Genomic DNA, 13,796 nt, shown 5'->3' on the forward strand with positions numbered 1-13,796 from the left:
CGTTAGTGTTCCCTGGAACACCCTCATCCGTCGCCTGCGGTGACACCTTCTCCCACAAGGGGAGAAGGGAAGGCCGCGTCAGCCACTCACCCGAACTTCGGATCGAGACTGCCCGACTTGTAGCGCTTGGCCATTTCGGCGACGGGCAGCGGCTTGATCTTCTGCGCGTTGCCGGCGGTGCCGAACTGTTCGAAGCGCTCCTTGCACAGCTTGCGCATGGCAGCCATGGCTGGTGTCAAATATTTGCGCGGATCGAACTCGCTCGGGTTCTCGGTCAGCACCTTGCGGATCGCGCCGGTCAGCGCCATGCGGTTGTCGGTGTCGATGTTGATCTTGCGCACGCCGTGCTTGATGCCGCGCTGGATCTCTTCGACCGGAACGCCCCAGGTCGGCTTCATCTGGCCGCCATATTTGTTGATGATCTCCTGCAGATCCTCCGGCACCGAGGACGAGCCGTGCATGACCAGATGCATGTTCGGCAGGCGGCGGTGGATTTCCTCGATGACGTTCATGGCCAGCACCGCGCCGTCCGGCTTGCGCGAGAATTTGTAGGCGCCATGGCTGGTGCCCATGGCCACCGCCAGCGCATCGACATGGGTATCCCTAGCGAATTCCACGGCCTGCTCGGGATCGGTCAGCAACTGGTCGTGGCTGATGGCGCCTTCGACGCCGTGGCCGTCTTCCTGCTCGCCGCCGCCGCTCTCCAGCGAGCCGAGCACGCCGATCTCGCCTTCGACGGACACGCCGCCCCAATGCGCCATGTCGACGACGCGCTTGGTGATGCCCGAATTGTAGGCGTAGTCGGCCGGCGTCTTGCCGTCTTCCTTCAGAGATCCGTCCATCATGACCGAGGTGAAGCCGTACTGGATGGCGGTGACGCAGGTGGCTTCATTGTTGCCATGGTCGAGGTGCATGCAGACCGGAATGTCGGGGTGGATTTCGACCAGCGCGTCGATCAGGTTGGCCAGCACCACGTCATTGGCATAGGCGCGGGCGCCGCGGCTTGCCTGCAGGATGACCGGCGACTTGGTCTCCTCGGCGGCCTCCATGATGGCGAGGCCCTGTTCCATATTGTTCATGTTGAAAGCGGGCACGCCGTAGCCGTATTCGGCGGCGTGGTCGAGCAATTGTCTCAGTGTTATGCGAGCCACCCAATAGTCTCCCGTATCTGGTTTCAAGCGCAACGTCGCGGGCCGGCCGTTCGCCGGCCGGCCCTTGATGCTTCTGGCCGGATTTCAGCGGAACCGCAACCTTCTGAGTTCTTCTTGATCGCAATTCTTGTTGCAGGGCTGAAATCCGGCCTGTTTGGCGATCTTAGGCCGCGATCAACTCCCGCGCCGCCAGGAGCTGCACGCAGGCATTGGCCGCTTCCTTGCCCTTGACGGTGAAGTGTTCGAAGAAGAAGCGGTGATGCTCGGCGTTGTCGTGGTAGTTGTGCGGGGTCAGCACCGCCGACAGCACCGGTACGCCGGTCGACAGCTGCACGTTCATCATGCCGTCGATCACCGCGCTGGCGACGAACTCATGCCGGTAGATGCCTCCATTGACGACAAAGGCGGTGCCGAGGATCGCGGCATAGCGGCCGGTCCCGGCCAGGGTCTTGGCATGCAGGGGAATTTCATAGGCGCCCGGCACGTCGAAGACATCGACGGCGAAGCGGTCGCCTCCGATGTCAGCCAGTTCCGCCTCGAAGGCCTGTACGCACTGGTCGACGATGTCGGCATGCCAGCGCGCGCGAATGACGGCGATGCGAACAGTTCCGTAGTCTTTATGGGAATGCTGATTCATGGGTCCATCCTTCCGTTTCGAACCAGAATCAGGACGCACGATACGCAAGCCGGCCCGCCGAGGCGGTCCATCTTCCGTTCGTTCTCTTCCATCCGGACTCTAACCGTCGGCTCCGGAATCACACCGGATCTGCTGACCTTTCCGAAACCGGAAAGCGCTCGCGGGCTTGGGTCCCGCGCATGACCCCGAAAACCGGAACGGCTTTCGGAAAGGAATCATGCGCAACTAAGAGTCCTTACCGCCGGTGGGGACTTTCACCCCGCCCTGAGAACATTAACGGCTTTGTATGAAAGGGCGGGGCGCTGCTGTCAACCGTGAGAAGGTTGGGCCAAGCCCGTTCGACTACCTCGTGCGCCACGCCGCCGCCGATGCGGCGATCAGCATGAGCAGTGCTGCAACGGCCGCGCATGTCGCAAAACCAAAGCTGGAATAAAGCGGCCCGAAGCTGGTGGTGCCGACGAAGACCGCGAGGTAGGTCACCGCGCTGTTCAAACCCATGATCGTGCCGCGCCGCGACGGATCGAGCGCCGACAGGCGCGTCACCAGGACATTCAATCCGAAATGATTGGCCAGTCCCCAGACCGCCACCATGGTCAAGGTTAGCCCGAAACTGTCGCTCGTCGCGGCCATGGCGACATAGACGACGGCGACCAGAAGATAGGCGAATGGCATGACGCGCCGCGCGCCCAGCCGGTCGATGACACCATCGAGGAGAGCAGCCGTGCCGAAGCCTATGCCATAGGCAAGTGCCGCCAGGCCATTGGCGCTGACCGGCTCTCCCAGCCCGACATGAAGATGGTCGCCGAGATAGCCATAGACACCGTAGAAGGCGGTCATGAAGGCGGCGCAAGCGATCAGAAGCGGCACGATGCCGGGAATGCCGAGCGCTTCCAGCGGGGCGGGCGCCGGCCCGGCCTTCCTGATGTCGCTGAGCGACGTCATTGTAAGCCCCGCCCATGCAAGCATTGCCAGCAACGCGACTGCGGCGAAAACGGCACGCCAATGCACCAGATCGGCAAGCACGGCCGACAGCGAGACGCCGGCCACCATGCTGAGCGTCCATCCGGTCAACACGACGCCGATCGTGCCGCTCTCTCTGCCCGGCGGTGCGATGGCGGCGGCGCTGGCATAGATCGCCGGCATGGCGATACCGGCAGCGATGCCGGCAAGCAACTGTGCCGCGACCAGCATCATCACTGTTGGCGCCGCGGCACTTGCGACAAGCGCCAGTGCCAACAGCAACAGTGGGCCCTGCAGCATCCGGCGTGCGCCGAGCCGGTCGATGTAGCGGGCAAGGAACAGGGCGCTTGCGGAGGTGCCGAGGCCGAACGCGGCCGCCGCGATCATCACGGCCGGCACGCTGGTACCGAACGACGCGGCCACGGCTGGGGCTATCGGGCCCAGCACAAGCGAGTTCGAGCCGATGACGGCGATGCATCCGGTCAGCAGGTAAGCAAGCGCCGGGATAGGGGCTCGGGCGCTTGGCGCCAATGGTGCAACTTGATCCGCGTTCGACATATCGTCATAATCGCCGTATTTTATTCAGCTGCAATCGGGAAATTAGCCATGGATGAAGAAACAGATGGTATTCCGCAGAACAAGGCTGTGGCCCGCGACCTCGACGCGATAGACCGAAGAATATTAGGCGTCCTGGTCGATGACGCCACGATCAGCTACGCCGAACTCGGCGATCGCGTGGGCTTGTCGCCTCCTGCCGCGCATGAGCGGGTCAAACGCCTTCGGCGCAGCGGCGCCATCCGCAACACCGCGGCGATCATCGATCCCCGGGCGGTGAAAAAGCCTTTGCTTGCCTTTGTCCATATCGACACCAAGGGCTGGGGAAAGACCCCGGAACTGATGGCAGTCTCGGAGTATCCGGAAGTCGAGGAGATCCATTCGGTTGCCGGCGACAGCTGCATGCTGCTCAAGGTCCGCACCGAAGACACCAGGGCGCTCGAAGGGTTGCTGTCGCGCCTCTACGAAACGCCTGGCGTCACCTCGACGCGCAGTTACGTGGTGCTGTCGACCTATCTCGAGCGGCCGGTGCAGCCCGGCACCACCACAGAGTGGCCAACGCCAAGGCATATGGCCAAGCCGCTGTATTAGGGGTTCGACGGTCGGCTCTTACCCGCGCTCGGGAAACATCGCCTTCAGGCCCTCGCGCGACGCCTTGGCGACGCCGCGTTCGGTGATCAGCCCGGTCACCAGCCGCGCCGGCGTCACGTCGAAGGCCGGGTTCGCCGCCGGCGTCGTCTCCGGCGAAATGCGGACCTGAGCGATCTCGCCGGCAGCGGTCTTGCCCCAGACCAGCGACACTTCGTCGGCCGAGCGCTGCTCGATCGGGATTTCGGCCAGACCGTCATGCACCGTCCAGTCGATGGTCGGCGACGGCAGCGCGACATAGAACGGCACATCATTGTCGGCGGCGGCGAGTGCCTTGAGATAGGTGCCGATCTTGTTGCAGACATCGCCGTCGGCGGTGGTGCGGTCGGTGCCGACGATGACCATGTCGATCTCGCCGCGCTGCATCAGATGGCCGCCGGCATTGTCGACGATCAGCGTGTGCGGCACGCCGTGGCCGGCCATCTCCCAGGCGGTCAGCTGGGCGCCCTGGTTGCGCGGCCGTGTTTCATCGACATAGACGTGGACCGGAATCCCGGCCTCCGTGGCCAGGTAGATCGGCGCGGTGGCGGTGCCATAATCGACGGTGGCCAGCCAGCCGGCATTGCAATGGGTCAGGATGTTGACCGGCTCGCCCTGCTGCTTGCGCGCCGCGATCGCCTTGATGATGGCGAGACCGTTCTCGCCGATCGCGCGGTTGAGCCCGACATCTTCGTCGGCGATTTCTTTGGCGCGGCGATAGGCGGCTTCGGCGCGTTGTTCCGTTGGCAGCGGCTTGAGGAAGCGCCGCATCTCGTCCAGCGCCCAGCGCAGATTGATCGCTGTCGGACGCGTCTCGTGCAAGGTCTCCCAGACGGCGTCGAGCGCTGCATCCGACGCATCGTCGGCCATCTGCATGGCGACACCATAGGCTGCGGTGACGCCGATCAACGGCGCGCCGCGCACCCACATATCGCGGATGGCGGTGGCGATGCCGGCAACCGTGCCGATCGTCTCTATGCGGAAATCATGCGGCAGCCAGCGCTGATCGATGATCTCCACCGAACGCCCGTCGTCGCTCAGCCAGATGGTGCGATAGTGGCGGTCGCCGACGTTCAAATGCTGCTCTCCTGTTCGATCAGCGCGGCCAGATTGTTGACCTCGTCGATGCTGTGGATCTGGCGCCGGTTGACGGCGATGTGACGGCCGAATTTTAGCGCCTTTGCCTCACAACTGGCGCGCAAATCCTCGTCGGCAATGGTCTCGAAATCGGCATTGTGGGCGAGGCCGAGGATGCGCCGGTGAACCTCGATGCCGGCAAAGCCGAGCAGGTCGGTCCAGATCTGGTGCAGTACATGGTCGAGCGCCTGCTCGGCACCGAGCCTGTCGCCCTGATCCTCGAACAGGCTCTTTTGGTAGAGCATGCCGGTGCGTTCGGTGCGCCACAGATGGGAGAACTCGGCGCGGAACACTGACCAAGTCTCGACTGTCACACCGAGCAGATAGGCGCGCATGGCATCGCGCTTGCCCTCCTGCTCGTGGCCGCGCTGCGAGAAGAATGACATCCAGAAATTGGCGAGCAGCATGCCGACGTCGAAGGCCATTGGACCATAGAAAGCGAATTCCGGATCGATCATCCGGGTTTCGCTATCGGTGACCATGATCGAACCGGAATGCAGGTCGCCATGCAGCAGCGTTTCGGCATTGGCGGCGAAGATGTGCTTCAGCCGCTGCGCCTCGACCTTGAGGTCGCGGTCGGCGCGCAGTTCTGCGACGAGGCCGTCGAGCTGCGGCGAGGTATGCCGGTTCATCTTGGCGTCGAAATAGGGGTCGGAAAACACCAGGTTCTCGGTGATGTCGCAGAGTTCGACATTGTCGGCGAACAGCGCCAGGTCCGCCTTGCGGTCCTTGGCCGCCATGTGCAGGTCGGAGCCGCGAAACAGCGTGCGAGCCATGAACAGGCCGATATCTCGGGCAATGTTCGGCAGCTGCCGGCCTTCGATCAGCGCCCGCCGCAGGATGACGTGCGGCGGCGCAAGATATTCCATGATGATCAGCGCCTGGCGTTCATCGAAATGATGGATGGCCGGCACCGATCCGGGCGCGCGTGCTTCTTGCCTTGTCAGCGCATGATATTCGAAGAAGGAGCGCTTCAGCGGCAGCGGCCAGCTGTCGCCGACCAGGCGGACATAGGGCAGGGCCTGCTTGACCACCGCGGCACCGCTGGCGCCTTCGACGATGAACACCAGGTTGAGATTGCCGTCACCGACCTCGCGGACCTTCCAGCGTGTCGTGTCCTTGCCGATCTTCGCGCACAGCGCCTCGTTCATGCCGAGGCGGGCCGCCAAGGTCTCCACCGACAGTGCTTCGAACGGCAATTCTTCAGTCATCGTGATCCTCCCGCATATGCCCTCCGAATATAATTGAGGCATGGCGGCCGGGCCAAGCTAGGAAGCGATCTGGCAATTGTCAATCGTGTTGACAATTGCCGATGTAGCCCATAGCGTCATGTCAGGGAGGAACGCATGGTCGGCAATGCCGTGTTCCGCGTAGAGGGACTGAGGAAATCCTTTGGCCATAACGAGGTGCTTGGCGGCGTCTCGCTCGAATTGCATGCGGGCGAAGCGACCGTCCTGATGGGCGCCAACGGCGCCGGCAAGTCCACCCTCGTCAAGATCATCAGCGGCGTCTACGAGCGCGGCGGCGGCACGATGGCGCTCGCCGACCAGGATTTTGCACCGAAAACCCCGGCTGAGGCGATCCGCGCCGGCGTCGTCACCGTTCACCAGAACATCAACGACGGTGTCGTCGCCGATCTCGACGTCGCCACCAATTTGACCCTCGACAGGCTGAGCGGCAAAGGCGCGCCGACCCTGTTCAATCCGGTCCGCGTGCGTCGGGAGGCCAAGACAGTCGCCGACCGCATGGGGTTGGCCATCGATTTGAAGGCGCGGGTGAGCGATCTTTCGCTGGCCGATCGCCAGATGGTGGCGATTGCCCGCGCGCTGGCGCACCAGCCGAAAGTGCTGATCCTCGACGAGCCGACCTCATCGCTCTCCAGCACCGAGGCCGATCGGCTGTTTGCGCTGATCGACAGGCTGCGCGAGCAAGGCGTGGCGATCCTCTACATCTCGCATCGCATGTCGGATATCAGGCGGCTTGCCGACCGCATCGTCTCCATGCGCGACGGGATCATCTCAGGCATTTTCGACAAGAAGCCGCTCGACTATGAAGGCGCGGTCAACGCCATGCTCGGCCGCAAGATCCATCTCGACCAGATCGTTGTCAGGAATTCGGCCAAGGCAATCCTGAACATCGAGGGCCTGCGCATCGCGCAGGGTGCCAAGCCGATCTCGCTGACGCTCGGCGACGGCGAGGTCGTTGCGATCACCGGCCTCGTCGGCGTTGGCAAGACGGCGCTCGCCGAGACACTGTTTGGCGTGCGCAAGCCGCTCGCCGGCACCATGAGTATGAACGGCAAGCCTTATGCGCCGCGATCGGCCGGCGAGGCGATCGCCGCCGGCGTGTTCCTCGTCGCCAAGGATCGCGGCGAGAACGGCATCGTCGGCGGCTTCAACATCCAGGAAAATATCAGCCTGCCGTTTCACAAGCGCATGTCACGTTTCGCTGTTCTCAGGCGCCGTCTGGAACGCGCTACCGCGCGCCGGCAAATCCAGGAACTGGGCATCGTCTGCCGCTCCGAGAAGGACGAAATGTCGGAGTTGTCCGGCGGCAACCAGCAGAAGGTGATGGTCGCCCGCTGGATGGCCCAGGATGCCAGACTGTTCATTCTGGACGAGCCGTTTCAGGGCGTCGACATTTCCGCCAGGCGCGACATTGCCGCCAAGCTCAGGGCCAGTGCAAACGGCCGCGCCACGCTGCTGTTCGTCACCGAACTCGACGAGGCGCTGGAGACCGCCGACCGCATCCTGGTGATGTCGGAGCACACCATCGTCGGCGAGCACCGCAATGCCGACGTCGATCTCGATCGCCTGCTGGCCGAGGTCGCCGGCGGACCGCTGCACAGCGCCGCCTGAAGAGCGCGTAATATGAATTGGAACGGAGAGACCATGGGTTCGAGTTGGGTAAAGACGGCACCAGCGCGCGGGAGCGCTGAATGACGTTGCGCGACCACGCCATCCGCTACGGCTTCATCGTGCTCCTGTTCGGGCTCGTCGCCTATTTCGCGATCGCCGCCGGCGGTTTCGTCTCGCCGCAAAGTGCCGTCTTCATCTTCCAGTCGGTTGCCATCACCGGCGTGTTGGCGCTCGGCGTCACCGCCACGCTCGTCGTCGGCGGCTTCGACCTGTCGATCGGCTCGGTCGCCACATCAGCCATGATGGCGGCGGCCTATGTCATGGTGGTGCTGGAGCAGAACGCTCTCGTCGCGGTCGTCGTCTGCCTGCTGATCGGCGCCATTGTCGGCCTGATCAACGGCTGGCTGATCGTCTATATGCGCGTGCCCGATCTCCTGGCGACGCTCGGCATGATGTTCCTGCTCGTCGGCCTGCAGCGCATCCCGACCGAAGGCCGCTCGATCGCAACCGGCATGACGATGCCGGACGGTTCGGTCGCCAATGGCAAGTTCAGCGACGCCTTCCTGGCGCTTGGCCGCCACCGCTTCGATTTCTTCATTCCCAACCTCATTCCGGTGTCGGTCGTCGTGCTGCTCGTGCTCGCCGTGCTGATCTGGTTCTTCCTCGAATACACCCGCTTCGGCCGCATGATGTATGCGGTCGGCAGCAACGAGCGCGCCGCCGAACTCGCCGGCGCGCCTGTCAAGGCATACAAGATCTGGGCCTACGTTATTTCAGGAGTTTTTGCCTCGATCGGCGGCATTTTGCTCGCCGCCCGGCTTGGACGCGGCGACATCGCCTCGGGTAATAATCTGCTGCTCGATGCGGTTGCCGCGGCGCTGATCGGCTACGCGGTGCTCGGCGCCGCCAAGCCGAACGCCTTCGGCACCGCCATCGGCGCGCTGTTCGTCGGCATCTTGCTGCAAGGCCTGACGATGATGAACGCGCCTTACTACACGCAGGATTTCGTCAAGGGCGTGGTTCTGGTCGTCGCCCTTGTCTTCACCTTTGCGCTCTCGGGCAGGGGCAGGAGGTAGTTTCGACCGGAACAGGATTTTGGGTTCAACAAGAGTGGAGGAAAACAAAGTGAGCATTACAAGAAGACTTCTAGGGAAGGTGGCGCTCGGATTGGCCGGCGCGACCATGCTGATGCAGGTCCCGGCTTTTGCCGCGGACAAGCCGGCGCCATTCGACAAGCCCGGCGTCAAGATCGCGCTGGTGCGTTATCTCTCGACCGGTGATTTCTTCCAGGCCTATCTCTCGGGCGTCGAAGCACAGTCGAAGGCGCTCGGCATCGACCTGCGCGTGCTCGACAGCCGCCAGGATGCTGCCCTTCAATCCGATATGGTCGATCAGGCCATCGCGCTCGGCGTGCAGGGCATCATCATCCAGCACGGTCTGACGGAATCGATGAAGGACGCCGCGCAGCGTGCGGTCGACGCAGGCATCAAGGTGGTGGCTTTCGACGTCAACGTCGAGAACCCCAAGATCCCGCAGGTCGAACAGTCCGACCGCGACTTGGCGCGCCTCGCCCTCGAACAGGCCGTCAAGGACAATGGCGAGAGCTGGAATGCCGGCTATGTCTATGTCGCCGGCATTGCGCCGCTCGACCGCCGCAACGAGACCTGGGTCGACGTGAAGAAGAAGTATGCCGGCATCAAGGAAGTCGCGATGTTCGGCACGCTCGACAATCCGATCGCCAATTCGGTCGCCAACCAGGCGCGCTCGGTGCTGTCGGCTCACTCCGACATCAAGGTGATGTTCGCGCCCTATGACGAATTCGCCAAGGGCGTGAAGATCGCCGTCGACGAGGCGGGCCTCAACAAGGGCATCAAGATCTATTCGGCCGATATCTCGACGTCCGATATATCAGCGATGCGCGAGCCCGACAGCGCCTGGGCTGCCACGGCCGCCACCAACCCGGCCGTCGTTGGCCAGGTCTCGGTGCGCGCGCTGGCACAGCTGCTGGCCGGTGAGGACCCCGGCCACAACGTCGTTGTGCCGCCAACGCTGATCACGCAGAAGGACCTCATCGACAAGGACATCAAGAACATGGAGGACCTGTCGGCCAAGCTGCCGCAGTTCGCCCATGCCGATGTCGCGATGCCGGCCTGGATGCCGAACCCGAACGCGAAGTAGGCGTCGCTATCGAAGGCCGCTTGCAGCAGCTTGTTGCAGGTGGCCTTCTTGCCGAATATTTGTAGAGCTGGCTCGTAGGTGCCGGCCCAAGGTTCGGTGCGTATATGGAAGCACAGGCGGTAATCGAGGAAGACCTGTCCGGCGCCGTCGCCGGAACATTGCTTCGATGCCCGCAGGCCACCACCGGTGTCGTGGTGTTGGGTGGATCGAGCGGCCGCGTCGATGTCGGGCGCGCACGGCTCTTTGCAAACGAGGGTTCTTCAGCCTTGGCTTTGCAGTGGTTTGGCGGTGAGGACCAGGCTCCCGGAATATGCGAAATTCCCCTCGAAACCTTCTTTGCGGCAACCGATTATCTCATTGAAACAGGATGCCGACGCATCGTCTATGTCGGCACATCCAAGGGTGCCGAGGCATCACTGCTTGCGGCGGTCCATGACCAGCGCATCAACGCTGTGGTCGCTATCAGCCCGTCATCGGTGGTTTGGGGAAATATCGGTGCGGGCCGGGATGGCGTCAGCTGGCCTGAACGATCCTCATGGTCGCTCGACGGTATTCCCCTGCCGTTTGTGCCGACGGACCCGAATTGGGGCCGAGAGTATGTGGATGGCCTTGTGTCCTACCGAGAACACTTCGAGCATTGTTTGAAAGCCTTCGAACGGGAAGCAAAGGCGGCGACCATCCCCGTTGAGACCGCATCGGCCGAGATTCTGCTTGTCGCAGGTGGCGATGACGCGCTGTGGCCCTCCCTGTGGTTCGCCACGGAGATTGTTCGGCGGCGCGGCGAAGCCGGTAAGGTCACCCGTCTCGTTTCATCGCCGGATGCGGGTCACCGCATTCTCCTGCCAGGCGAAAACACTCCACGCTCGGCACTGCATGCGCATGGCGGCAATGACGAGGCTGATTCAAGGCTTGGCAGAAAGGCTTGGGAAGGCATCCGGGAACTGCTGTAGCAGACCGGTTTCGGGCTACAGCCAGTGTTCCGGATCGCGCATCCCGTGGACAATCGCCACGACTAGGATGCCATCCGATTGCGGTTCGTAAATGACGACATAACGGCCTTCTATGAGCACACGGGCCGTTGCGCTCAATTCGGGCCGGGCGGTGCCCATCTTGGAGTGTTGAGCCGCCAATCCCAGCTTGTCAAAAATGCGCATCAGCAGCTTGTCCGCCGCTTTTTCATTGTCGATTGCTATGGTGTGCCAGATATCTCGCAAATCCTGCGAGGCGCGTGGTGTGAGCCGATATCTAGCCACGAGCGCGGCGTTCTGCCTTCAGGCCGCGTATAAACTCAGCGGGTTCGACTTCCACCGGCTTGCCGCTGGCCATGCCGTCGGCATAGGCCCGTTTCAAATGTTCAAGTTCCAAGGCTCGCAATTCTTCGCGCTGCTCCCACAGACGAAGGGCGTCGCGAACAATCTCGCTGTTGGAGGCATAACCTCCGCCTTCGACGGCGCTTTGCAGGCGAGCAACCTGCTGAGGGGTGAGGGATATGGTAAGGGTACGCATCGGTTCGGTTTTCATGCCAACCAATGTATCACGGATCACAAGAACTAACAATATTTGTTAGGATTCGGGCTCACCCCGCTGCCTCGAGGCAGCAGGGTGATTAAGACAAGATTCCCTACCGCAGTGCCGCCGCGATGTTGCCGCCATCGACCGTCGTCACGTCGGCGGTGGTGCGATCAGCCAGCGCGTGATGCAGGAACGCCTGCGCCACGTCCTGTGCCGTCACTTCCTGGCCGAGCAGATTGCCGGACATGTAGTCCTTCTCCGACACGCCGCGCGCGCCCGAACGGCTGGCGATCATGGCGTCGGTCAAAAGGCCCGAGCGGATGCGGTCGGCGTTGACGGCGTTGGAACGGATGCCGTGCGCGCCATAGTCGAGCGCGTATTGCCTGGACAGGAACAGCGTCGCCGCCTTCGGCACGCCATAGGCGCCGAACTTCGGGCCGGGATTGACCGCCTGCTTTGAGGTGTTGAACAACAGCACGCCGCCGGTGCCCTGTTCGAGCATGATGCGCACGGCGTTCTGCGCCACCGACTGGTGGGCGAAGAAGTTGAGTTCGAAACTCCTGCGCAGAAGCGCGTCGTCGAGCTCGCCGATGCGGCCTTCCCAAGCGGCACCGGCATTTGACACCAGGATGTCGACACCGCCGAACACGGCGACCGCTCTGTCGAAGGCGGCGCGCACCTGTGCCGGATCGGTGATGTCGGCGGCGACGCCGATCGAATTGTTGCCGGCTTTCTTGGCGGCCTCGGTGGCCTTTTCGGCGTCGAGATCGACGACGACGGCTTGGGCGCCATTGTCGGCGAACAGTTTTGCTGTCGCCGCACCGATCGCGCCGGCGCCGCCGGTGATCAGCACCACCTGGCCGGTCAGCGGCTTCGGCTTGTTGGAGGCGAGCTTGGCCTGTTCCAGCGACCAGTATTCCAGCGGGAACAGATCGGCCTTGGAGAGCGGATGAAATCGCCCGACCGCCTCGGCGCCGCGTACCGCCTCGATCCACATTTCGCCGACATCGGACGCGATCTTCGCGTCCTTCAGCGTGCGGCCATGGCCGAACATGCCGAGGCCCGGCACCAGCGTCAGCCGTGGCATCTGGTCGAGCATGGTGCGCTTGACGTCGTCGAGCGCGTCATTGGTTTCGAAATAGGCGCGGTAGTCCTTGGCGAAGGCTTCGACGTGGTCCTTGATCACGGCCTTGTAGTCGTCGGCCTTGTCGGCATCGGGCGCCGGCAGCGCCATCGGTCCCGTCTTGATGCGGATCGACAGATCGGGCGTCGACACGCCGCGTCCGGCATAGTCGGCAATCTCGGCCGAATTGATGAAATCGACGATTGCGTCCGAAGTGCGGAAGTCGCTGATCATGCGGTCGAAGCGGCCTTCGCCGCGTGCCACGGCGACGGCGCCGCGAAGCGTCGGCGCAATGGACGCTGGTGTCGCGAGCCTTGCCGGCAGGGGCTGCTTTGCTGCCTTGGGCTTGCCACTTGCGGCAATGAAGTCCTCGGCGACGTTCACATAATGGATCATCCGGTCGTAGGCTTGTTTGGCATCGTCGCCGAAGGTGAAGATGCCGTGCTTGTCGAGGATCAGGCCCTCGACCGTGGGGTCGGCGTCGAAGATGTCGGCCGCCGCCTTGGCGAGGTCGAAGCCGGGCATGATGTAGGGCACATAGCCCATCTTGCTGCCGAACACCGTCTTCACCAGCGGCTTCGAATCTTCCTGGTCGACGATGGCCAAGATGGCGGTCGAGTGCGTGTGGTCGACGAATTTGTGCGGCAGGAAGGCATGCAGCAGCGTCTCGACCGAGGGGTTGGGCGATGACGGATCGATCAGGTTCACGCGTTGCAGGGCAACCATGTCCTCGTCGGCCAATCTGTTCAGCGCGCGCGCCTTGAGCAGCGGCTTGAGTTTGACCGCCGGCAAGCCCTGCGGTTCGATGACGCCCATGTCCCAGCCACTGCCCTTGACGCACAGCACATCCCATTCGTCACCGACAAGATCGGTGGCCGTCGTCTTGCAGGAGGTGTTGCCGCCGCCATGCAGGACCAGCCTTGGTTCGCCGCCCAGCAGCCGGGTCGTGTAGACGCGCAAGGCCAGGTCGCGGCCGACACCCTTCTTTGCATAGTCGGCAACGAGCCTTTCGGCGGCTTCGTCATTCCACAGGTTCTTCATGTTCGCTTCGTCCGGTT

The 13,796-nt window shown here is 63.0% G+C and carries 13 protein-coding genes and 1 riboswitch; of the genes, 5 read left to right on the forward strand and 8 right to left on the reverse strand.

Annotated features, from left to right (window positions below; all coding sequences use genetic code 11):
* Positions 1-86 precede the first annotated feature (86 nt).
* The 3 genes from fba to NKH03_RS09290 form a co-directional block, all read right to left on the reverse strand.
* Complete coding sequence (fba, locus tag NKH03_RS09280; RefSeq protein WP_352968156.1) at positions 87-1,151, reverse strand: class II fructose-bisphosphate aldolase; 1,065 nt, start codon at positions 1,149-1,151, stop codon at positions 87-89.
* A gap of 163 nt (positions 1,152-1,314) precedes the next feature.
* Positions 1,315-1,788 (reverse strand): 6,7-dimethyl-8-ribityllumazine synthase, encoded by a 474-nt coding sequence (locus tag NKH03_RS09285; protein ID WP_352968157.1) that lies wholly within the window; start codon positions 1,786-1,788, stop codon positions 1,315-1,317.
* Between the two features lie 76 nt (positions 1,789-1,864).
* Positions 1,865-2,064: riboswitch (FMN riboswitch) on the reverse strand.
* Positions 2,065-2,130: 66 nt separating this feature from the next.
* Positions 2,131-3,306, reverse strand: coding sequence for an MFS transporter (locus tag NKH03_RS09290; RefSeq protein WP_352968158.1), 1,176 nt, complete (start codon positions 3,304-3,306; stop codon positions 2,131-2,133).
* 48 nt (positions 3,307-3,354) lie between these two features.
* On the opposite strand from NKH03_RS09290, the gene NKH03_RS09295 reads away from it, so the two are divergent.
* Complete coding sequence (locus NKH03_RS09295; RefSeq protein ID WP_352968159.1) at positions 3,355-3,894, forward strand: Lrp/AsnC family transcriptional regulator; 540 nt, start codon at positions 3,355-3,357, stop codon at positions 3,892-3,894.
* Positions 3,895-3,912: 18 nt separating this feature from the next.
* On the opposite strand, the gene mtnA is transcribed toward NKH03_RS09295, so the two are convergent.
* Both mtnA and mtnK read right to left on the reverse strand, forming a co-directional pair.
* Entirely contained in the window at positions 3,913-5,007 is a 1,095-nt protein-coding gene (gene mtnA / locus NKH03_RS09300; RefSeq protein ID WP_352968160.1) for an S-methyl-5-thioribose-1-phosphate isomerase, read from the reverse strand.
* Positions 5,004-6,278 carry an S-methyl-5-thioribose kinase gene (gene mtnK, locus NKH03_RS09305; protein ID WP_352968161.1) on the reverse strand — a complete coding sequence of 425 codons (1,275 nt, stop codon included), beginning with the start codon at positions 6,276-6,278 and terminating at the stop codon, positions 5,004-5,006. Before mtnK ends, mtnA begins: the two co-directional genes overlap by 4 nt.
* 135 nt (positions 6,279-6,413) lie before the next feature.
* On the opposite strand from mtnK, the gene NKH03_RS09310 reads away from it, so the two are divergent.
* The 4 genes from NKH03_RS09310 to NKH03_RS09325 all read left to right on the forward strand — a co-directional run bounded on the left by NKH03_RS09310 (position 6,414) and on the right by NKH03_RS09325 (position 11,053).
* On the forward strand, positions 6,414-7,925 hold the full coding sequence (locus NKH03_RS09310; RefSeq protein ID WP_352968162.1) for a sugar ABC transporter ATP-binding protein: 1,512 nt from the start codon (positions 6,414-6,416) through the stop codon (positions 7,923-7,925).
* Between the two features lie 80 nt (positions 7,926-8,005).
* Positions 8,006-9,001, forward strand: coding sequence for an ABC transporter permease (locus tag NKH03_RS09315; protein ID WP_352968163.1), 996 nt, complete (start codon positions 8,006-8,008; stop codon positions 8,999-9,001).
* Positions 9,002-9,050: 49 nt separating this feature from the next.
* Positions 9,051-10,103 carry a substrate-binding domain-containing protein gene (locus tag NKH03_RS09320; protein WP_352968164.1) on the forward strand — a complete coding sequence of 351 codons (1,053 nt, stop codon included), beginning with the start codon at positions 9,051-9,053 and terminating at the stop codon, positions 10,101-10,103.
* Positions 10,104-10,207: 104 nt separating this feature from the next.
* Positions 10,208-11,053, forward strand: a complete 846-nt coding sequence (locus NKH03_RS09325; protein WP_352968165.1) for an acyl-CoA thioester hydrolase/BAAT C-terminal domain-containing protein — start codon at positions 10,208-10,210, stop codon at positions 11,051-11,053.
* A gap of 15 nt (positions 11,054-11,068) precedes the next feature.
* Here the strand turns inward: NKH03_RS09325 and NKH03_RS09330 are convergent, their stop codons facing one another.
* The 3 genes from NKH03_RS09330 to NKH03_RS09340 all read right to left on the reverse strand — a co-directional run bounded on the left by NKH03_RS09330 (position 11,069) and on the right by NKH03_RS09340 (position 13,779).
* Positions 11,069-11,356 (reverse strand): type II toxin-antitoxin system RelE/ParE family toxin, encoded by a 288-nt coding sequence (locus NKH03_RS09330; RefSeq protein WP_352968166.1) that lies wholly within the window; start codon positions 11,354-11,356, stop codon positions 11,069-11,071.
* Complete coding sequence (locus tag NKH03_RS09335) at positions 11,349-11,609, reverse strand: type II toxin-antitoxin system ParD family antitoxin (protein WP_502913498.1); 261 nt, start codon at positions 11,607-11,609, stop codon at positions 11,349-11,351. The genes NKH03_RS09330 and NKH03_RS09335 overlap by 8 nt, the downstream gene beginning before the upstream one ends.
* 115 nt (positions 11,610-11,724) lie before the next feature.
* Positions 11,725-13,779 carry a bifunctional aldolase/short-chain dehydrogenase gene (locus NKH03_RS09340; protein ID WP_352968168.1) on the reverse strand — a complete coding sequence of 685 codons (2,055 nt, stop codon included), beginning with the start codon at positions 13,777-13,779 and terminating at the stop codon, positions 11,725-11,727.
* Positions 13,780-13,796: the final 17 nt, after the last annotated feature.

Origin of the sequence: Mesorhizobium sp. M1406 (assembly GCF_040317555.1) — a bacterium.
GTDB lineage: Bacteria > Pseudomonadota > Alphaproteobacteria > Rhizobiales > Rhizobiaceae > Mesorhizobium.

Coding starts and splice junctions, on each gene's coding strand:
- NKH03_RS09340 (WP_352968168.1), bottom strand. CDS start 13,779: ATGAAGAACCTGTGGAATGACGAAGCCGCCGAAAGGCTCGTTGCCGAC.
- NKH03_RS09310 (WP_352968162.1), top strand. CDS start 6,414: ATGGTCGGCAATGCCGTGTTCCGCGTAGAGGGACTGAGGAAATCCTTT.
- NKH03_RS09285 (WP_352968157.1), bottom strand. CDS start 1,788: ATGAATCAGCATTCCCATAAAGACTACGGAACTGTTCGCATCGCCGTC.
- NKH03_RS09325 (WP_352968165.1), top strand. CDS start 10,208: ATGGAAGCACAGGCGGTAATCGAGGAAGACCTGTCCGGCGCCGTCGCC.
- NKH03_RS09315 (WP_352968163.1), top strand. CDS start 8,006: ATGACGTTGCGCGACCACGCCATCCGCTACGGCTTCATCGTGCTCCTG.
- mtnK (WP_352968161.1), bottom strand. CDS start 6,278: ATGACTGAAGAATTGCCGTTCGAAGCACTGTCGGTGGAGACCTTGGCG.
- NKH03_RS09295 (WP_352968159.1), top strand. CDS start 3,355: ATGGATGAAGAAACAGATGGTATTCCGCAGAACAAGGCTGTGGCCCGC.
- NKH03_RS09290 (WP_352968158.1), bottom strand. CDS start 3,306: ATGTCGAACGCGGATCAAGTTGCACCATTGGCGCCAAGCGCCCGAGCC.
- NKH03_RS09335 (WP_502913498.1), bottom strand. CDS start 11,609: ATGCGTACCCTTACCATATCCCTCACCCCTCAGCAGGTTGCTCGCCTG.